Origin of the sequence: Cohnella sp. OV330, assembly GCF_900112065.1 — a bacterium.
In the GTDB taxonomy this organism is placed as follows: domain Bacteria; phylum Bacillota; class Bacilli; order Paenibacillales; family Paenibacillaceae; genus Cohnella.
Genome location: NZ_FOKE01000004.1, coordinates 138,576 through 157,296 on the forward strand (window position 1 = coordinate 138,576; position 18,721 = coordinate 157,296).

Genomic DNA, 18,721 nt, shown 5'->3' on the forward strand with positions numbered 1-18,721 from the left:
TACATAAGATAGACGCGGATTGCGCAAAGCCTATATCGCTCGGCTTAAATGCGGGAAAGCTGCCGACAGATCGCATCGTACCTGCCGGTCAGCTCTCCAGCCGCCCCGAAGGGGCATAGGAATTGTGTTATTGCGTGCGGGTCATGCCTTCATGCGCAAGCTCAAGCAGCTCGATCGCCGCTTCGGAGCCTTGGCCGTTGAAGTTCGGCGCGGTATAGCGTACCGGCCATGCTTCGATGACCTGCCAGGTCGCCACGTCCGTGCCTTCCTCGTCGATGGCGATGATCGTGACCGTCTTGCGCTCGACCGTGCCGTTGACGCAGTCCTGAATCCATTCCCACAGCTCCAGGGAGTCGGTCGCGCCCCATTTGAGGCTGATGTTGCCGTAACGCGCCAGCCCCGGGAGCTTGCGCGGCGTAATGACTTCGTTGCCTTCGCGGTATTGGATGACGTCGAACGAAGCGTCGAAGCCCGACACTTCGCTGAAGCCGGCTTGCTGCAAGCCTTCTAGCTCAACGCGGAATCTAAAATTGCGGTACGGATCTGTACGTTCTCCTGTCATGGGTATCCCCTTCCGTGAATATCATGCGCGCCTCCGGGCGGCGGACGGCGCTATGCTGCCTTGCCGTCCTTTATTCGGAGCCGGTCTTCTGCGTGATGCGGAAGATGACGAACTCCGCCGGTTTGACCGGAGCGACGCCGATGACGCAGATGAGGCGGCCGTTGTCGATGTCGTCCTGGGTCATCGTCGAGCGGCCGATATCGATGAAAAACGCTTCGGACGGGCTGGAGCCGACGAGCGCTCCGTCGCGCCATACGCGCGTCAGGAAAGCGTCGATCGTACGCTGCACCCGAGCCCACAGCTGATCGTTGTTCGGCTCGAATACGACCCAGTTCGTGCCGGCCTTGATGGAGCCTTCCAGGAAAATGAACAGACGGCGAACGTTGATGTACTTCCAAAGCGAGTTGGAAGACGCGGTACGGGCGCCCCACACGCGGATGCCCTGGCCTGTGAACGAACGGATCAGGTTGACGCCGGCCGGGTTCAGGATGTCCTGCTCGCCGGTGTTGTACTGAACGTCGAGTCCCACGACGCCGCGCAGCACTTCGTTGGCAGGCGCCTTCTGTACGCCGCGCGTCGTATCGGAGCGCGAGTAAATGCCCGCCATCGTACCCGACGGAGGCACGAAAATATTCCGCTTGTCGAGCGGATCGAACACCGACAGCCACGGATTGTACAGCGCGGCATAGCTGGAGTCGAACAGATCGCGGTGCGTCAGTACGTCGGCTACCTTCGTCTTTTCGCGCGGAATGTCGAGAATGGCGAAGCGGCTGCCGAGATTCTCGCAGTGCGCGACAAGCGACAGCTGGACGTTCGGATCGGTCACGCCGGGAATGGCCATGATGCTGACGACGTCGTTGTCGATGAACGACTGGATGCCCGTGCGACGGCCCGGTCCGCGGTCTTCGCCGATGAAATCGGCGGCGGAGAGGTTGCCGACGGTGCCGTCGCTGCCGCCCGTCAGTACGAACTGGACTACGCCTTCGGCGTCGCCGGTCAGCTGTTCGAACGGAGCCGTCGCCGCCGTCGAGGTGACGAGCGCGGATACGTCGACCAGGTTGGAACGGCTCGCTACCTTGTCCACGTACGAAGGCGCTTCGGGATTGAGAGATACCTTCTCGAAAATCTCGACTTCGTCGCCGAATACGACGTTCAGCGTAAATTCGCTCGTCGACAGCACCTTCGTCGGCAGCAGCGCCGTATCGACGACGTCGCCGTCAAGCGGCTCGGCCAGCTCGATGATGTTGTCCTGAACGCTGACGATACGAGCCAGCTGGACTTCGCCGCCGGCGGCGAAGGAGACGACGTCGCCCGCGTAAAAGCCGTTCGCGTTTTTAACGCGGTAGCGCTTGTCGGTCACTTCGTAAATTTGCGTCTTGGCCTTGCTGGCCGGCGCCAGCGATACGCTGACGAGATTCCCCCATGCGCCCGGATTCTTGGCGGAGATGGAGAGCACGTCCGCCAGCCGATCGCCGTTGGAAGCAGGCTTGGCGTCCGAAGGCGCTACCCGCATGACGTAGCAGCGCGAGCCGCCGTTCATGAAAAACTGTTCAACCGCGTAAGCCAAATAGCGATAACTGCCGAAGACGCTCTCGGACAAGTACGAACCGAACGCGCGCTGGAAATCGGCGGGGCCGGTCACAAGCAAAGGCAGCCCCTCTACCGCGCCGCGCTGGGCAAGGCCGATAAAACCGGCCGTGCTGGTGCTGACGCCCTCAAGCGGTCTGGACCCGCTCTCGAATTCCTCTACATATACCCCAGGCGACAAATAATCTGCCATACTCCCCGGCTCCCTCACGGATGCATCCTGATGTCTGTCTTGATGCGGCATCCGTCAGCGGCCAGTTCCTCCTCTCTGCTGGTGGGTTAATCGCTGCGGGACAAAAGGGCAACTCCGTCAGCCGGCCCGAATCTATCGAACGTCGACTCGATGCCGGCGTCCGAAGCATGCCCGCTTGACCGCAGCCTTTCGAAATATCTATAACAATCGCCGCCGCGCACGCGGCCGTAGCCGCGTGCGCGGCATCGTCATGCCCATTGTCTGCGCGGCCTCCGCCTCTCCCGCAGGAGGCCGCCAAGGCTCCGCCTTCATTCGGCGGGCCATGCGATTCGATCTTGCCGGGTCACCGTCCCGCCGGTCGCGGCCCACTCGGCGCGCGTTCGCTTGCCTCCGCGCGCGAGCTCCGCGCGAACGCGGAACCGCTGCGGATAAGCGCCGCGAAGCGCGAGCGTCGCGAAGCCGTCGCCGTCGGTGAGCGCCTCGGCCGCCGGCAGCAGCAGCGCGCCGCGCCGCCAATCCCGTACAGCGGGCGTCTCAAGCGACAGCAATCCCGGCTGCCCCGTGTCCGGACCGACTCGGCACCGTTCCGTCGCCCGTCCGCCGCGCTCCATAAGGATAAAGTGATCGCCAGGCAGCAGCCGCCCGCCCTCCGGCGCGCAGCGAAGCCTGTCCGAGCCGGCCGGCAGATCGTCCGCCAGCCGGCCCCGGCCGCAGCCCTCTTCATCGGCCCATGCGTAAATCGCGACGTCCGGAAGAGGTCTGCCGTCCGCGTCGACCACTTGCAGGCCGAGCCCCGTCGCTCCCGGCGGAGCCGGAAGCCTGGAGCCTGGCAGCAGTGACGCGACGACAACCGGGGATTGCTTCGGTAGCGCTGCCAAATCGACGGCCATCCGCGAAGTCAGCCGCAGCGGCGCGGTCACCGTCAAACTGCATTCGGACGCCTTCACGTCCATAAATGCATAGCCGCCGTCCGGCGTACGCAGCGGCTTGTGAGGCAATCCCTCGAGCCGCACCGACACGTCGGGTCCGGCAAGCGGCCGTCCCGTCCAGGCGTCGACCGGATACACGACCAGCGAGCAGCGCGAAACGAAGGTCGATTCGGCGCTCATCGCGGCTCTCCCTCGCCGATGTCGCGCAGCGTAATGCGCCGCTCGACGACGCGCGGTCCCGGCTTCACGCGGGTCGACTCTAGCAGAATCGGCCCGACCCGGTATACGAGAGATAGCTTGTAAGGCAGATCGCCGAACTGCCATAGCCGTACGAGTTGATCCGTGTCCATGTTCTCCGCCGTGATGCGCAGCTCCTCGCCGGACATCGCCAGCGAGCCTTCGAGATAAGGCGCCCGAAGTACGGCATTGTCGTACAGCGTCTGCATCACCTTGCCCAGCATGAGATGCTCGTCCAGCGTTCGGGCGAGCGGCTCCGCAGCCGAATGCGCGGTGACCAGATATGTAAGGTCGAGCGCCAGCGGAGGATACCGGAGCTGGCCGCCCTGCGCCTGCATCGCGTTTCTCCGGGCGTCCCCGCTCTCGCGTACGCCGACGAGATATAGAGACAAGCTAAGGTCTCCTTTGTCCGCCGGCGAAGCCAGGCCGATCAAGTCCGGACGGGCGATCGGATCGGGCGACAGCTGCTCGCGGAGCAGCTTCAAGAGACTTGCGCCGACCTCCGCGATCGCGGTATAGGAGCCGATGGATGACACCCCTCTCGAAGGCGTTAGAATGATAACCTTGGCCGAAAAGCAGATTGCTACATTTTTCGCCAATAAATTCATTATATCGGCATTTACGCGCAGTGGCTATCCAAAACTTGCATCGGAATCGCCGTCATAGGGAGCGAAATTATCCTTGACCCAAATTTTCCCCATCTTGCGCAATTCCTGGGCCGACGCGCGCACCAAATGGGGCATCCCGACGGGCTGATCTTCGCCTGCGGCCAGAAAGGCGGCGGTGAGCACGATATTTTTGATATGACCGCCCGCTACGTCCAATCTTGCGGCCAGAAAAGCCAAGTCCAGATCGTCCGCCGTCGGCACGGACGGCGGCAGATGCGTCCTGAATATGCGCTCGCGGTCCGCGGCGTCGGGCGCCGGAAACTTAATGACCGCGCTCATCCGCCGCAAAAGAGCATCGTCCATGTTCTGCAGCAGGTTCGTCGCCAAGATCGTCACCCCGTCGTACGCCTCGATCCGCTGCAGCAAGTAGGCCGCCTCCATGTTGGCATACTTGTCGTGGGCGTCTTTGACCTCGGTGCGCTTCCCGAACAAGGCGTCGCCTTCGTCGAAAAACAAGATGGCCCCGCTCTGCTCGGCTTCGGCGAACAGCTCTCTTAGACGCTGCTCCGTCTCGCCGATATATTTGCTCACGATGCGAGACAGATCGATCCGGTACATGTCGAGCCCCAGCTCTCCCGCGACGATCTCGGCCGACATCGTCTTGCCCGTTCCCGGCGGCCCCGCGAGCAGCAGGTGAAGCCCGGTGCCGTAAGGCAGCTTGTCGCGGAATCCCCACTCTTCGAGCACGCGGCCGCGTTGCGCGAACCGCCCGCAAGCTTCCCGCAGCAGCGCGAGCGGCTCCGGCGGCAGCACCAGGTCGCTCCAGCTTCGCTTGGGCACGATCCGCTCCGCCATCTCCGACAGCCGGTGGCGGAACTGGCCGCGCGCGGCTTCCTCCAGTTCCTCGGCCGCGGGCCACGCATGTCCTGCGCCCGCGGCAAGCGTCCGCGCCTGGCGCCAAGCCTGCTCGGTTTGGCCCGGCGAGAGCCGATATTTGTCGGCGAGCGCCTGGAACAGGCCGTCCTCGTACCGGTGGGGCATCGGTCCCGATATGCCCTCGCGGCCGCCCGTCGCCGACGCCATCCACAGCATCTCGCGCCGCGCCGCATCCGGCAGTCCGACCTCGGCCTGCCAGAACATCCGCCCCTCTGCGGCGGGCAGGCTATGAGGCGTACGCCGTTCGCGGCTGCACCAGGCGACGAGCGGCTGCCTGGCGTACGCCGCGTAGCTTGCGAGCGCATCGCCGTACATGCCCAGCAGCGCCGGATCGGGCGCCTTCGCGCCCTCTCCTTCGGCGAAGCACAGCGCCGCGCCGGTGAGCAGCGCTTCCCTGACGAGCTGTGCGAGCGCGGCGGCGAGCTTGGCAGGCTCCGCCGGCAGCCGCTCGACCTGCGCGCAGAGCAGCGCCTGTCCGCGCGCGTTCGCCAATCGGCGAACGCGCAGCCGCTTGCCGGCGCCCGCCGGCCCCCACAGCTGCACCATCGGCCAATGCGCATGGGCCCGCGCTTCCCCCGCTTCGGACAGCGGCGCCAGGACGCGCCAAGCCTCGTCGCCATCGGGCAGCTCGGGCAGCCCGCCGTCGTCCGGCCCGTAGCGGCGCGCGATGCCGTCGAGCCGCGCGTCCATCGCCTCCGCCTCCAGCACGAAGCTGACAATGCGCGGATCGAGGCGCAGCGGATCGCGGAAGCCCGGCGGCCGCGCGTGCGGCTCCTCGCCGGCATCCAGCAGCAGACGCCGCAGCCGAGGACTCGCGAGCGAACGCCGCGCCCCGGCGCGCTCGGCCGCCGTGTCGCACAGCAGCCGCAGCGCCAGATCCGGCGTCGCCGCCTTCAGCGTCATGTCGTCGTTCAGGTAGCCGAACCACTTCTCATAGCGGCGGCTGCATTCGCCCGCGATCGCGAGCACGACGAGCCGCCGCTCCCAGCGCGACAGCCCGAGCCGCTCCGACAGCGCGGCCAGCGGCAGCGCGGCCCCTTCCTCCGCGCCCTGCCGCTCGCGGTCCGCCATATCCGCCTCCGCCTCGCGCCGCCTTGCGGCATATGCTCGCCATGCAGCCGAATCCGGCTCGTCCTCCGGCGTATTGCGAAGCAGCTCCTCCGGCGTCACGACGAGTCCCCGCAGCGCGGCCAGCGGATCTGCGAACGGGTCCTCCCCCGACGGGCCGAGCAGCGTTCGCATGCCCTCCTCCAGCAGCAGCAGCTCGTCCGCGAGCAGCTGCGCGCCGTCCCGATATGTTCCGTTGCCGCTCAAGACCGCTCCTCCTTACATTATCGTCTCATCAGGCTCAGCACGGCGATATCGTCCGATTGCGGCGCGCCGTCGGCGAACATAAATACGTCCATCAGCAGCGCGTCGATCACCTCGGCGCTCGACATGCCCGGCGTCATCCGCAAAAACTGCTGCAGCCGTCCGCCGCCGTACTGCTCCTGCGTGCCGTTTTCGGCCTCGGTAATGCCGTCCGTATACAGCACGAGCCGATCTCCTTCGGCCAGCGTCACGACCGTGTCATAGTAGCTCGACTCGGGCATCGCCGCGAGCGGGAGGCTTTTCCTCAGCTTGATCGGCTGGACCTCGCCCGTCGCGCGCACGAGGTACGGCGTGCAGTGTCCGCCCTCGCTCAGCGTCGTCTCCCCGGTATCGGCGTCGAACACGCCGCATACGATCGTCGCGAACAGCATCGGATCGTCCGCGGCCAGCTCGTCGTTGACCATGCGCAGCAGCTCGCCGGGAGACAGGTCGGGCTTCATCTTGCCCTTGAGAAGCGTGAGCGCGACCGCCATGAACAGCGCCGCGGGTATGCCTTTGTCCGACACGTCGCCAAGCGTAAAAAACAATCGACTCTGGTCGATCTTGTAAAAGTTGTAAAAATCGCCGCCGACCTCCTTGGCCGACTTGAGCAGCGCGCACACGTCGTACGGCTCCAGGGCCGAAGGCATCGTGCGCGGCAAAAAGCTCATCTGAATGCCGCCGGCGATCTGCAGCTCGCTCTCGAGCCGATCCTTGATTTTCGTCGTCGCGGCCAGCGCGTGCATCGAGCTCTCGAGCTGCTCGTACAGCCTGGCGTTCTCGAGCGCGACCGCCATCGGCTGGGCGACCGCTTCGAGCAGCTGCCGGTCCCGGTCGGTGAACGGCCTGCGGCCCCGCTTGTTGACGACTTGCAGCACGCCCTCCACCAGACCGCCCTTAACGATCGGCACGGTCAGCAGGTTGCGCGTCTCGAAGCCCGTCGCGTTCGCCACCCGGCTCGACCAGCGCGGATCCGCGCCCGGATCGTTGACGACGATGCTGTCGCCCGATTGCGCGACGAGACCCGCAATCCCTTCTCCGACCGGCAGTCGGATGCGCTTGACCTCGTCCCCTTTTCCGCCCGTGGCGACCTCGAAAAACAGCTCCTGCCTGTCCCGGTCCAACAGCAGCACGGAGGCCGCTTCGACCGGCAATATCGTCTTGGCCCGTTCGACGATCAGCTCGATCTGCTCGCCGCGCCTTAGCGTCGAATTCAGCTGCAAGCTGATATCGAGCAGCGTACGGGACTGCCGGACGCGGGAACGGCACGCCAAGTAAACGGCCGCGCCGCCGGCCAAACCTCCCGCCGCCAGCGCCGGGACGACCGCCGCCCACAGCATGTCCATCGTCTCCATCCCCTTTTCGCATCCGCGGCCGATAACGGCAGGCGGAAGCCTATTGCTACGCCGTCCGTCAGCGGGCAGCCAGCGTTGCCGTCGCCTGCTCGGCCGTATCCGCCGTCTCGAGGATGCCGAGCAAGCCCGACATCTCGAATACTTCGCGTACCGCTTCGCTCATGCCCGCGCAGATCAAACTTCCTTTGAGCGCCTTCGTTTTTTTGGCGGCCACGAGCACGACCCGCAGCCCCGCGCTGCTAATATACTGGAGCGAAGCGAAATCGAGCACGAACCGGGTATGACCCTCGCCGGCCAGACCGACGAAGGCCGCTTCGGCCTCCGATGCGTTTTGTCCGTCGAGACGACCTTCTATCGAAAGAACGGCGACGCCGTCCTTCACCGCTGACTTCAATTCCATCTGTCGCACCTCGTCTATTCGTATTTAATCATCGTCAGCCTGTTGCCCGAAGGGAGCCGCTCGTAACGGAGTTCGTCCATCAGACGCTTGACGAAATAAACGCCGAGTCCGCCGATCGGACGGCTGTCCAGGTCCTGCGTGAGGTCGGGGTCGGCCTTCGCTAGCGGATCGAACGCCGCGGCGTTGTCCTCCAGAACGAGCCTCGCGCCGCCCGCAACCGGCTTGACGGTCAGCCGAATCCGTGGATCGCCGCCGTCCGGATAACCGTAGGACACGATATTCGTCAGCAGTTCCTCGCAGGCAAGCGTCAACTGAAGCTTCGTGCGTTCGGACCAGCCCAGCCGGTCGCCGGCGGCCTCCATGAAGCGATGCAGCGAATCGATCGCGGACAAGCCTTCGTCGAGCGCGATCGCGCTGCTCCCGTCCGCGTCCGGCCCCTCGCGCACCATGTCGTTCCAAGCGGTCAATGGCTTCCCTCCGTTCGCCGCCAGGCGATGCCAAGACGTCATTATTCAGGCGTATCATACCATAATCCGACAAAAAAATAGCCGTTTCCGGCAAACGAATCGTATTTACGCGGGAAAATATAAGCTATAATAGAAAACAAATCTTAGAACGGAAAAGAGGTCGCGACCTTGAGCCGCCTTTATGCCCAAAACCGACAGCAAGCCGCCTCCCGTACCGGCCCTTCAGAGAAACCGCAGCAGGGCAAGCCCGTCCAGATGCTCGCGATGCAGCGCGCCGTCGGCAACCGCGCTATCCTGCAGATGATGCGCGCGGGAGAGCTGTCGCCGGAAGAGTCGGCCGCCCCCGCCCAGCGCAAGCAGGATCGTCCGGGCGCGCTGCCCCTCGACGTCCAGTCCAAGATGGAAAAAGTGATGGGCGCCGATTTTTCGAACGTCAACGTCCATGCCAACTCTTCGAATGCTTCGAGCATGGGCGCGCTCGCCTACGCGCAAGGCAACGACATCCATTTCGCCCCCGGACAGTACAGTCCCGACACGCAGAACGGCCAGAAGATCATCGGCCATGAGCTCGCCCACGTCGTTCAGCAGCGCCAAGGACGCGTGCTGCCGACCGCCCAGCTCAAAAGCGGGATGCGCCTTAACGACGATCCCGCGCTCGAGAAAGAAGCGGACGATCTTGGCGAGCGGGCCGCGGCGACGCCGGATCAAGCCGCCCCGACGATTCAGCGGATGGCCGATCGCCCGACGCCGGGGCTGCCCGAGCATGTCGCCCCCTTTATGCCGATACAGCATTCGTGACCGCCGTATATCCCTGCGGAGCTTCTCCGGTCCGGCCGATTTAATCATTCATCGCCACTCGTCCATCGCTAAGGAGTCGTGCCTTTATGAGCTCATTTCAAGCCACATCCCGCTCCGCGGGAGCCGCGCCCGTGCAGGCCAAGTCCGCCCCGGCGCGCTCGACCGCCGCTCCGGCGTCCGCAACGCTGCAGCGCATGCAGTCGCCCGCCGGCATCCTGCAGCTCCAGCGCGCCCTCGGCAACGCCGCTTTGATCCAGATGCTGACCGATCCGGCCAAGCTTCCCGCTTCGATGCCTTCGCCCAACGCTTCGAAGCAGACTTCGCTGGCAGGCGCGCATCTGCGCAGCTTCAAAAAGGAGCTTGACGCCGGCGGCGCCGAATCGTTCGAGGTCGAAGAGAGCGCGATGGTCGGCGGCAAGATCAAGTATCGCGGCGAGCTGGACGTTTTCGAGGTTTACGACAAGACGGGCGGCTGGAAGCTCGCGAAGTTCGGCTCCGATTACGGCTTCATCCGCAAGGAAAAAGTGAAAGCGCTCGGCGGCATCGCCGGCGCGCGGGACAAGCTGGCCGGCATTAAGGCGCAGCAGTCCGGCGGCGCGCTGTCGTCCGTCGGCGCCAACCCCGAGGCGGAAGAAGGAACGGAAGAACAAGTCGAGACGGCCGATAACCTCAAGGAGCTCGGCACCCTCGTCCCGGGCACCAAGTCCGAACAACTCGAGGACGCGATCGACAACCTGAAGGGCGTGGAGGGCGCCGAGGACCAAAAGGAAGCGCTCGAAAACCAAAAGAGCCACCTGGACGTCGGCACCAATCCGCTCGAGTTCGCCATGTCCGGCGTGAGCGGCCTCATCGCCATGAAAAAAACGATCGGCGCGATCAAAGATCCCGAGCAGTCCAAGATGGACGTCGCCGAGGGCGTCATCGACACCGCCGAAGCGGGTACGAAGATGGTGGAAAGCAGCTCGGGTCTTATAAATGATGCGGGCGTCGTCCATGGAACTGGCGAGGTCGGCGATGCGGGCGCGGTCAGCGACTGGGCCGGATCGGTCGGGGAAGCGATCGCCGCCATCAAGAGCGCGTTCAGCGTCGTCAAGGGCATCTATGATATGTTCAAAAAAGGCATGAGCGACGAAGGCCTGAGCAAGGACGAGGCGGTGACGGGCACGCTGGACGCGTTGGAAAACAGCCTTCAAGCCGCCCAAGGCGTCCTGAAGACCGTCAAGGCGATCAAGGACATACTGGATATGGGTACCGCAGGCCTCGCCGCCGCCATTCCGGGCGTGGGCATCGCCATCAGCGGCATCTCCATCACGATCAAGACGTACAACGCGGTCAAAGCGACGGTATCCGCCATGAAGATGACGACGGCGAAGCGGGATTTCAAAACCGCCTACGGCGCCGGCGGCAAAAACAAGGACTATGTCACGGCGGGGAAAAAGCGCACGCTCGGCGGCGTGCATCTGTGGACGTCGAACGCGGGCACCGATCCGGCCAAGCTCAAGCAGCGCAAGGACGAGCTGACCGCGCTCGGAACGACGGCGTCGCCGGAGGAAGTGCAGGAGCTGAAGGATATCCAGGATTACGAGCTTGCCAAGGAAATGAAATACATCAACCGCAAACGGCAGGTTCGCGGCACGATCGAGATCGGCTTGGAGATGACCAACATCGCCGGCGATATCGCGACGCTCTCCGGCGTGGGCGCGCAGGTCGGCATTCCGCTGAAGGCGGCTGCCGGCGGCGCCGGCGCGGCGATGAAGGTGGCGCGGACTGTCAAGCAGGCCGGCCGGGACCGTGCCTCCAAGGCAGGCGCGTGGGGCATCACGAAGGCCGTATTCAACGCGGACAAGTCTTCCTCCGCCAAGCTGGCCAAGCGTATCCAGCACAGCAATATGATCCTGGAGATGGTCGCCGCGCTGCCGGAATACCGCCCCGGCGACAATGATATTATCAAGCAATACAAACGCGTCGAAAACTTCATCTCGGCCAGCGGCGTGTCGACAGCCGAGCTGTATCGCCTGAACGGCAACGTCGAGAAGCAGCGCGAGCTGCTCGTCAACGGCATGAAGCAGCGCTGATCGTGCCGCAGTGGCAGCCACTGGCCATTTAATCTGCAATCAATACCAATCGAGAGGGTGAGCTTATGGACAATTATTCGAATGCGCGCGACTTGGCGGAGCTCGGCTTTTTGCAGCAAGCGCTGGAGGAAGCCGGCCTGCCCTGCCGCCTGCTCGAACCGACCGAGGACGTGCCGATTCCCGCCCTTCTCGCCGCGCCCGACGCCGACGACGAAAGCGGCGAACGCTATTTGACTTTTACTTTCGTGCCGCTCGATGACGAGGATATCGGCGAAATCCGCCTGCTGCAGATTTACACCGTGGTCGCGCCCGTCGTCGCTTCGCAAGCCCTGGCCGGTCTGTCCGAGCTGCTCATGGCGGTCAACAGCCGTCTCCCGCTCGGCCATTTCAGCCTGAATGACGCCGGAGAGCTTTATTATCGCTACGTATGGGCAGTCGGCGCCGGGAACAAGCTGCCCCAACCCGACGCGCTTCACGTCATCGACCTGTTCCTCATGACGCTCGGCATGTTCGGACAGACGGTCGGCGAAGTGGCGTCGGGCAGCCGCCCTTCCGCCGAAGCGATCTCAGCCTTGGATCCCTAAGAGGGGCGCGGGATTACCGATTTGACAGCGAACAAAAAAGAGGGGCTAGTTTTGAACTAGACCCCTCTTTTTGCTGCGGACACCCTCAGTTCCATGCCTTCGGCGGCAAAGCGCGCCCATGCGGGCAAGCCATAATCGCGCCTCGCGTCGATATCGTGCGACATATGCGTGAATACGACCGACGACGCGCCGACCTCCTCGGCCAGCTGCAGTCCTTCCTTGACGTCGTACAGGGAACGCGTCGCCATCGGATACGGCTCCTCGTAGAAGCTCGTGCCGAGAATCAGCAGCGACAATCCGCGCAGCGGCTCCTTCTGTTCGTCCGACAAGTCGATCGAATCCGGACAATAAGCGAACGATCCGCCGGCCGGGTGGTCGAAGCGGTAGGCGTACGAATAGCCGTTTTTGCCGTGGTTCACCTTCCATGCGCGGATCGCCCAGCCGCCGTAAGCCAGGTCGCCGGCCTGCTCGAGCGGCCGTTGAAGAAGCCGTCCGCCGATCCACGGATAGCGGTTGGCGACGTCGTGCAGCACCTCGGAAGGGCCGTAAAGCTCGGCCGTCATTTCCAGCCATCGGCACGCGTCTGCCCATTCGGCAAGGCCCCCGATATGGTCGACGTGCGCATGCGTCAGCAGCGCTCGCTCCACCCGCCTCGCCCCGAGCCGTTCCATCTGATGGCGCCAGTCCGGCCCGCAATCGACGAGAAGCGGCGCTTCTTCGCCCGTATTCAGCCAAACGGACGAACGCCGCCTGACGTTCAGACCGCCGCTGCGCGCTTCCTCGCAGACCGCGCATTCGCAGTATACGCGAGGCGTGCCCAAGGAATCTCCGTTCCCTAGCACCTTGATGATCAAGTCCTGTTGTTGAGAAGCAGACAACTTGCTTACCTTCCTTCTGTAAGTCAAAGACTATTTTGCAGCTCCGCTGTCCTGGAGGGCCCGCTTAGATCGGCAGCAGCTCGACGTTATCCAGCGCCTCGAGACGCGAGACCATCGTCTCCCATGCTTCCGGCTTGTTCGGCAGCGCGGCGTAATACCAGCGCAGAAAACCGGCTGCAAGCGATGCAGGCAGCGTAGTCAGCGCATCGTCCACCGGCCTGAAGCACAGGTCGAGGCCTTCTACCGCCTTGCCCTCGTGATCCCAGGACGGGTGCACGTACGCAATATCGAGACGCTTGAAGCCAAGATGCGACAGCACTTCGCGCCTGACTGCGGGATGCATCGGACCGACAGGACCGGCGGCTTCCCCCTCGCCCAGCTGCGCCGGATCGTAAATCTCGGCGAACATGCCCAGCATCGGCACGCCGCTCTCCGCCTCCAGCCGCTTCAGGTGCGCCTCGCGCTGCACGAGCAAAAATCGGCCGATGCCGAGCCCCGGGCGCCCGACGATCGTAAAGTCCGTCATCGCCACCGCGAATTCGGGCCGGTACCGGTATTCGGTCGCGCCGACCACCTCGCCGTCCAGCACGGCGACGAATACCTGGATCGTCGGATCCAGCAGCGGCTCACGCCAGAGTTCGAACGCCAGAACCTCTTCCGGCGGAAAAACGCGTCCCATCAAATCATGCATTTTGGAAAAATACGGATCTTCGATCGATTCGATCTTGCGATATGCCAACGCCAAATTGTTCCCTCCACTTCCGGCCATAAAAAGAGGAAGACGGGCCGCTTGCATCCCCGTCTTCCCGTGCGATAGCCAGCTCATGAAATCAAGCGTAAAGGAATCGAAACGTCTTGTAAAGTTTAATCTGTCGCTTCGGCGGCTGCCGGGACGACAAATGCATGCCGGCCCGGACCGACAAATCGCTCGCCGCGGACCGTAGCGGCGCCTCCTCGGCGCTCCGCTCGAGCCTGATCCTGAAAGAGCTTGGCTGGCTACAGGCTGGCAAGACCTTTCGGCGCCTTGAGATCGTTGTTCATGAATCGGTTACCTCCGCGTCCGCACGTAATCGGCATACGGCTCCGCTTCCGCGGCGCCTTCCCCTATATTAGAATTTTCCGCTGGGGGACGGCTTGAAGGATTTCCGGAATTTGTTGCTTTATAACGCAAGTCCCGCCCTGGCGCACGATAAAAAACGCCTTCCCGCAAGAAGGTGTCTCGACGAAGCTTATATACGAGCGGCGGAGTCTAAACGATAAACGGATTGCGCCACTCCATAAGCGCCGCGTTGCCGCGGGATTCCTCGTCGTCGAGGTAGCCGCGCGCGACGCCGACCGGGATGCGTCCGCACCGGATCAGGAAGGAGACGACCGGATCCCGAAGCCGCCCCGACTTCACTTCCTCCAGGTACTGCTCGGGCGTCAGACGGTCCGCGTGCTTGTGATAGCCGGGCATGCGTCCGCCGCTCAGCAGCCGGCGGCAGCCGAGATGGACGGCCGTCTCGTGCATCGACTGGATGAGCCATTTGCCGAGTCCGAGCGAACGATAGGCCGGCCTGACGCAAAGATCGACCACATAAAGGGTATCTCCGTCCGGCTCGTGGTTGCGAATGTAGCCGTTATCCGTCGCCTCGGCCCATGAGTGCCCGTCGCCGTTCGCAAGCGTCCGCCTGAGCGACGTCATCGAGCCCGCGAGGCGTCCGTCGACCTCAACGCAGAGCGCGCCTGCGGGGAATCGACTCACATGCTCCTCGAGCTGCGCTTCGTTCCACCACAATTCGGACGGGTAAGGCGGCGGGAAGCTCTCCGCTTGAACTTCGATCAACGCCTTGAAGTCAGCCCGCGTATACAGCCGGATCTCGGCCTCGGCCGTCCGGCTCCCGTCCGATACGATGATGCGTTTGCGCATGTCGATCCTCCCTTCTTACTGCCAATCGGTATACAGATCGACTCTGCGTTCCCGCCAGGTCGTGACGGAGCCGGCTTCGCGGACATCGTCCAGCAGCGATAGGTCGAGATCCGCCGTGATCAGCATATCCGCGTTCATATCCCCTTCGCTCAGGATGCCGCCCGGCGGAAACGGTATATCGTTCGGCGCGATGACGGCGGCCTGTCCGTAGTTCGCGCGCATGAAGTCGATGCGGGTCAGCGAGCCGATCGTTCCAGTCGTTACGACGTAAATTTGGTTTTCCACGGTTCTGGCATGACAGCAGTACCGGACCCGGTGGAACCCGTGCCGGTCGTCGGTGCAGGACGGGCAGAAAATGACGTTCGCGCCTTTGGCGCGCACCATGCGCACGATCTCCGGAAATTCGATGTCGTAGCACGTGAGCAGTCCGATCTTGCCGAACGGCGTGTCGATTACCTCGACGCCGTCTCCGGGCCGCACGTTCCACGCCTGCACCTCCGACGGCGTAATGTGAAGCTTGTCCTGAGTATGCCAGCTGCCGTCCGGCTTGAATATAAAGGCCGTGTTGCGAAGGGCATTCCCAAGCCTTGTCACATGCGTTCCCGCGAACAAATACATGCCGTACTGCTGCGCCAATCCGGAGAAAAGGCTCGTATACAGCTCCGTATAATCCGGGAGCGAGTCGATAGGACGGCCCGCGCCGCTCGCCTCCTCGCCGATACCGAGCAGCGGCATCGTGATAAACTCGGGGAACAGCACGAACTGCGAACCGTTCGGCCGCGTTGCGAACATAGTGCTTGACCTGCGCGCTCCATTCCTCGACGCTCTCGACGTCCTCCAGCGCGAACTGAACGGCGGAAACTCTCTTTTTCATCGGTTCCATCCCTGTCTTTCCTTCCCCTCATTATATCGGGTGCGCGGCGGCTCGCAAACCGCGTTTCGCGCATGAGAGAATTCTCATCTCGTTCTAAGAAATCGACAAGAGCCGCATAATTATGCGGCTCTTTCTCTTTTTGGAAAATTATAGGCCGTTTGGAATCTGTTATAGTTGGGTTAAACAAATAGGCCCTAGCGAGCCGCACCCATCGGACGGAGGATCGCCACACAACATGAGCATGAATATTCGCAGCCGAATGATCCGCAAAATCGCCAGCCTGGGACTTTGCGTTGCCATTGCCGTTTCCGGTACGCTTTTCGCATCCGCACCCAAAGCCGCCGCAGCCGCTTCGACGTCCGCCAAAGCCGACAAGATCATCACGTTAGGCAAAAAATACTTGGGCGTCAAATACCGCCTCGGCGCGCCATCCGGCTCGACCCAGATGTTCGACTGCTCCAGCTTCATGCAATATATTTTCGGCAAATACGGCGTCAAGCTCCCGCGCGTCTCCAGCGCGCAAGCGACCAAGGGCAAGACGGTTGCCAAGTCCGCTCTTAAAAAGGGCGATCTCGTCTTTTTCGAATCCAGCAACAGTTCCAAAATCGGACATGTCGCCGTCTACATCGGCAACAACAAAATTCTTCATACGTACGGCAAGCCGGGGGTCACCATCACGAGCCTGAGCGCTGCCTATTGGAAGAGCCATTACAAGACCGCCAAGCGCGTACTCTAGCAGTGAGTTTGCCGCTCGGCTAACTATAAAGCCTTCGTCCCCCCGCCCGGCGGCGGCGTGACGAAGGCTTTTTCGCGGTCTCGAACAGCTGTGACAAATAATGCCCTTATTTGTACGGGAGCGCGATGGCGATCGTCGTGCCGCTGCCGGGCTTGCTGAATACTTCGACCGTCCCGCCGTGCAGGTCGATGATCCGCTTGGCGATGGACAGCCCGAGGCCGCTGCCGCCCGTCGCGCGATGCCGCGCCTCGTCCACCCGGTAGAACCGTTCGAAAAGATACGGAATCTCGTTTTCCGAAATGCCGATACCGTAATCCGTAACTTCGATGCGAACCGTATTTTTCTCCGAACGGATGCGTACGTCGATCGGTTCCTTGCTGTACTTGATCGCGTTGTCCAGAAAGATCAGGATCATCTGCCGGATCTTGTCCTTGTCGCCGACCATTTGAACCGTTCCCGACCCGGAATGAACCCGGATGTGCCGAAGGAACGTGGCCCGCAGCACGCCGGACAGGTCATTGACTATGGAGACGATATCGAATCGGCTCTTGTTCAGCCAATCGTCCTGCTCCGCCTCCGCCAGCGTCAGCATCGAGAGCGTCAGCTTCTTGAGGCGCTCGGTCTCGCGCGCGATCGCCTCGATCGCCTCGTCCCGCACGGTGACGTCGTCCCGGCCCCAGCGCTTCAGCATGTCCGCGTAGCTGCCGATGACGGTGAGCGGCGTCTTCAGCTCGTGCGAGGCGTCCGCGACGAACTGCTTCTGCCGCTCGATCGTCCGGTCCAGCCGATCGATCATCTGATTGAACGCGCGGATGAGCTGCTGGAGCTCCACCGACTCCTCGCGGCCCATTTTCACCCGCTGAAGCTTGCCGCTCCGGTCGATCTCCCGCATCGTCTGGACCATCTGCCCGATCGGTCCGGTCAAGCGGGAAGTGAACCAGTACGTGCCGAGGATGGCGAATATGATCGCGCCGACGCTCGTCACGCTGAGCGCGCCGAGGAGGATCTGGAGATAGCCGTCGAGCGCGGTCAAATACCGCGCGCTGTCGATCTGCCCGACGAGGCGGTGATTGTCGTAAATCGGCACGGACCAAGTCAGCACCCGGTGCCCGTCCACCTTAATCGTGTCCGAGTGCGACACCGTACGGACTTCCTTGGGCAGGGCGAGCAGCTGCTTGTCTACGCCGACCGAGTTCACGACGCGCGAATCCGGCGTGACGATGCGCATCATCTCGTTGACGTTGTACATGTCCTTCAGCAGCGCGGCGTCGTCGATGCCAGCCATCTCGTTTTTGCGCAATGTCTCCATGACGAGATCGGCTTTGCTGGAGAGCAGCTGCAGCTCGCCGCGCGTCGTCACCTTGATGACGAAGTAATAAACGAACACATTGTATAAAATCAAAATAAAAATCAACCAAAAAACGGTAAAAAGCGTGAAGCGGAGCCTTAGCGTCATACTTCGGGCTCCTTGAGCATGTAGCCTACGCCGCGAACGGTGTGAAGCAGCTTATGCCGGTACCCCTTGTCCATCTTCTGTCGCAAATAGCGGATGTACACGTCGACGACGTTCGTATCCCCGATATATTCGTAGCCCCATACGTCGGACAAGATCTCGTCCCGCGTCTTCTCCGCGCCTTTGTGCCGGGCCAAATAAAGCAGCAGCTCGAACTCGCGAGGGGTCAAATCGATGCCGTGGTCTTTTCGGTACACCTTGCGCGTGATCAGCTCGATCGTGAGGTCCCCGATCTTGAGCGCGTCTTCGCTCTCGCCCTCGCGCGAAGCCTTGAAAATCCGAAGCAGGTTCCGCACGCGCGCAAGCAGTTCTTCCATCGCGAAGGGCTTGGTCACGTAGTCGTTGGCGCCATGTTCGAAGCCGCTGACCTTGTCCGGAACGGTGTCCCGGGCCGTCAGCAGGATGACGGGCACCGCGTTGTCGTTCTGCCTGAACCTGCGCAGCACCTCGACGCCGTTCAGCCCGGGGAGCATCACGTCCAGCAGCAGCAAGTCCCATTCGCCGCTGAGCGCCATCTCCAGTCCCGTTCGGCCGTCGGCCGCGCGGCCGACCTCGTAACCCTCGTGCTTCAGCTCGAGCTCCAAAATGCGCGCGATGCCGTCCTCGTCCTCTATGATCAATATACGTTCGCTCATGATCGTCCACCTCTGTCTCCACGTTCTTCGGAATCTCGCGAAAAAGCGCCTGAATCCGCTGACATCTATTGTACCATGCCCACCTTGCGAGATCG

General features: G+C 62.7%; 17 protein-coding genes and 1 pseudogene. 4 read left to right on the forward strand and 14 right to left on the reverse strand.

Annotated elements, in window-relative coordinates; translation table 11 throughout:
• Positions 1-127: 127 nt before the first annotated feature.
• The 8 genes from BM235_RS10545 to BM235_RS10580 form a co-directional block, all read right to left on the reverse strand.
• Positions 128-562 carry a phage tail protein gene (locus BM235_RS10545; RefSeq protein ID WP_090112549.1) on the reverse strand — a complete coding sequence of 145 codons (435 nt, stop codon included), beginning with the start codon at positions 560-562 and terminating at the stop codon, positions 128-130.
• 70 nt (positions 563-632) lie between these two features.
• A complete protein-coding gene (locus tag BM235_RS10550) occupies positions 633-2,342 on the reverse strand; it encodes a phage tail sheath family protein (protein ID WP_090112551.1) in 1,710 nt (569 codons plus the stop codon).
• Between the two features lie 308 nt (positions 2,343-2,650).
• Complete coding sequence (locus BM235_RS10555; protein WP_090112552.1) at positions 2,651-3,451, reverse strand: hypothetical protein; 801 nt, start codon at positions 3,449-3,451, stop codon at positions 2,651-2,653.
• Positions 3,448-4,044: a Pvc16 family protein gene (locus BM235_RS10560; protein WP_255374306.1), complete on the reverse strand. Its 597-nt coding sequence runs from the start codon at positions 4,042-4,044 to the stop codon at positions 3,448-3,450. Before BM235_RS10560 ends, BM235_RS10555 begins: the two co-directional genes overlap by 4 nt.
• A 96-nt stretch (positions 4,045-4,140) precedes the next feature.
• Positions 4,141-6,366 carry an AAA family ATPase gene (locus tag BM235_RS10565; RefSeq protein WP_090112556.1) on the reverse strand — a complete coding sequence of 742 codons (2,226 nt, stop codon included), beginning with the start codon at positions 6,364-6,366 and terminating at the stop codon, positions 4,141-4,143.
• A 17-nt stretch (positions 6,367-6,383) separates the two neighbouring features.
• A complete protein-coding gene (locus tag BM235_RS10570; RefSeq protein WP_090112558.1) occupies positions 6,384-7,757 on the reverse strand; it encodes a PP2C family protein-serine/threonine phosphatase in 1,374 nt (457 codons plus the stop codon).
• A 58-nt stretch (positions 7,758-7,815) separates the two neighbouring features.
• Complete coding sequence (locus BM235_RS10575) at positions 7,816-8,157, reverse strand: STAS domain-containing protein (RefSeq protein ID WP_090112559.1); 342 nt, start codon at positions 8,155-8,157, stop codon at positions 7,816-7,818.
• 14 nt (positions 8,158-8,171) lie between these two features.
• On the reverse strand, positions 8,172-8,624 hold the full coding sequence (locus BM235_RS10580) for an ATP-binding protein (protein ID WP_158543744.1): 453 nt from the start codon (positions 8,622-8,624) through the stop codon (positions 8,172-8,174).
• 168 nt (positions 8,625-8,792) lie between these two features.
• Between BM235_RS10580 and BM235_RS10585 the strand changes: the two genes are divergently transcribed.
• The 3 genes from BM235_RS10585 to BM235_RS10595 all read left to right on the forward strand — a co-directional run bounded on the left by BM235_RS10585 (position 8,793) and on the right by BM235_RS10595 (position 12,081).
• Positions 8,793-9,422, forward strand: a complete 630-nt coding sequence (locus BM235_RS10585; RefSeq protein ID WP_199408933.1) for an eCIS core domain-containing protein — start codon at positions 8,793-8,795, stop codon at positions 9,420-9,422.
• A gap of 86 nt (positions 9,423-9,508) precedes the next feature.
• Entirely contained in the window at positions 9,509-11,497 is a 1,989-nt protein-coding gene (locus tag BM235_RS10590) for a hypothetical protein (protein ID WP_090112563.1), read from the forward strand.
• Positions 11,498-11,562: 65 nt separating this feature from the next.
• Positions 11,563-12,081: a type III secretion system chaperone family protein gene (locus BM235_RS10595; RefSeq protein ID WP_090112565.1), complete on the forward strand. Its 519-nt coding sequence runs from the start codon at positions 11,563-11,565 to the stop codon at positions 12,079-12,081.
• A 56-nt stretch (positions 12,082-12,137) separates the two neighbouring features.
• On the opposite strand, the gene BM235_RS10600 is transcribed toward BM235_RS10595, so the two are convergent.
• The 4 genes and pseudogenes from BM235_RS10600 to BM235_RS10615 all read right to left on the reverse strand — a co-directional run bounded on the left by BM235_RS10600 (position 12,138) and on the right by BM235_RS10615 (position 15,742).
• The gene (locus BM235_RS10600) at positions 12,138-12,959 is read right to left on the reverse strand and encodes an MBL fold metallo-hydrolase (RefSeq protein WP_255374307.1); all 822 of its coding nucleotides are present in this window, start codon (positions 12,957-12,959) and stop codon (positions 12,138-12,140) included.
• A 64-nt stretch (positions 12,960-13,023) separates the two neighbouring features.
• Positions 13,024-13,698 carry a GNAT family N-acetyltransferase gene (locus BM235_RS10605; protein ID WP_090113520.1) on the reverse strand — a complete coding sequence of 225 codons (675 nt, stop codon included), beginning with the start codon at positions 13,696-13,698 and terminating at the stop codon, positions 13,024-13,026.
• A 510-nt stretch (positions 13,699-14,208) separates the two neighbouring features.
• The gene (locus tag BM235_RS10610) at positions 14,209-14,868 is read right to left on the reverse strand and encodes a GNAT family N-acetyltransferase (RefSeq protein WP_090112570.1); all 660 of its coding nucleotides are present in this window, start codon (positions 14,866-14,868) and stop codon (positions 14,209-14,211) included.
• Positions 14,869-14,883: 15 nt separating this feature from the next.
• Positions 14,884-15,742, reverse strand: a pseudogene (locus BM235_RS10615) (carbon-nitrogen hydrolase family protein).
• 241 nt (positions 15,743-15,983) lie between these two features.
• On the opposite strand from BM235_RS10615, the gene BM235_RS10620 reads away from it, so the two are divergent.
• The gene (locus BM235_RS10620) at positions 15,984-16,478 is read left to right on the forward strand and encodes a C40 family peptidase (RefSeq protein ID WP_090113523.1); all 495 of its coding nucleotides are present in this window, start codon (positions 15,984-15,986) and stop codon (positions 16,476-16,478) included.
• 106 nt (positions 16,479-16,584) lie between these two features.
• On the opposite strand, the gene BM235_RS10625 is transcribed toward BM235_RS10620, so the two are convergent.
• Complete coding sequence (locus BM235_RS10625; RefSeq protein WP_090112572.1) at positions 16,585-17,934, reverse strand: sensor histidine kinase; 1,350 nt, start codon at positions 17,932-17,934, stop codon at positions 16,585-16,587.
• Positions 17,931-18,626 (reverse strand): response regulator transcription factor, encoded by a 696-nt coding sequence (locus BM235_RS10630; protein ID WP_090112574.1) that lies wholly within the window; start codon positions 18,624-18,626, stop codon positions 17,931-17,933. Before BM235_RS10630 ends, BM235_RS10625 begins: the two co-directional genes overlap by 4 nt.
• Positions 18,627-18,721 lie beyond the last annotated feature (95 nt).

What these genes read in the sequence shown, in the direction of transcription:
- BM235_RS10550 (WP_090112551.1), bottom strand. Translation starts at nt 2,342, where the DNA reads ATGGCAGATTATTTGTCGCCTGGGGTATATGTAGAGGAATTCGAGAGC.
- BM235_RS10620 (WP_090113523.1), top strand. Translation starts at nt 15,984, where the DNA reads ATGAATATTCGCAGCCGAATGATCCGCAAAATCGCCAGCCTGGGACTT.
- BM235_RS10570 (WP_090112558.1), bottom strand. Translation starts at nt 7,757, where the DNA reads ATGGAGACGATGGACATGCTGTGGGCGGCGGTCGTCCCGGCGCTGGCG.
- BM235_RS10555 (WP_090112552.1), bottom strand. Translation starts at nt 3,451, where the DNA reads ATGAGCGCCGAATCGACCTTCGTTTCGCGCTGCTCGCTGGTCGTGTAT.
- BM235_RS10625 (WP_090112572.1), bottom strand. Translation starts at nt 17,934, where the DNA reads ATGACGCTAAGGCTCCGCTTCACGCTTTTTACCGTTTTTTGGTTGATT.
- BM235_RS10590 (WP_090112563.1), top strand. Translation starts at nt 9,509, where the DNA reads ATGAGCTCATTTCAAGCCACATCCCGCTCCGCGGGAGCCGCGCCCGTG.
- BM235_RS10595 (WP_090112565.1), top strand. Translation starts at nt 11,563, where the DNA reads ATGGACAATTATTCGAATGCGCGCGACTTGGCGGAGCTCGGCTTTTTG.
- BM235_RS10545 (WP_090112549.1), bottom strand. Translation starts at nt 562, where the DNA reads ATGACAGGAGAACGTACAGATCCGTACCGCAATTTTAGATTCCGCGTT.
- BM235_RS10610 (WP_090112570.1), bottom strand. Translation starts at nt 14,868, where the DNA reads ATGCGCAAACGCATCATCGTATCGGACGGGAGCCGGACGGCCGAGGCC.
- BM235_RS10575 (WP_090112559.1), bottom strand. Translation starts at nt 8,157, where the DNA reads ATGGAATTGAAGTCAGCGGTGAAGGACGGCGTCGCCGTTCTTTCGATA.
- BM235_RS10630 (WP_090112574.1), bottom strand. Translation starts at nt 18,626, where the DNA reads ATGAGCGAACGTATATTGATCATAGAGGACGAGGACGGCATCGCGCGC.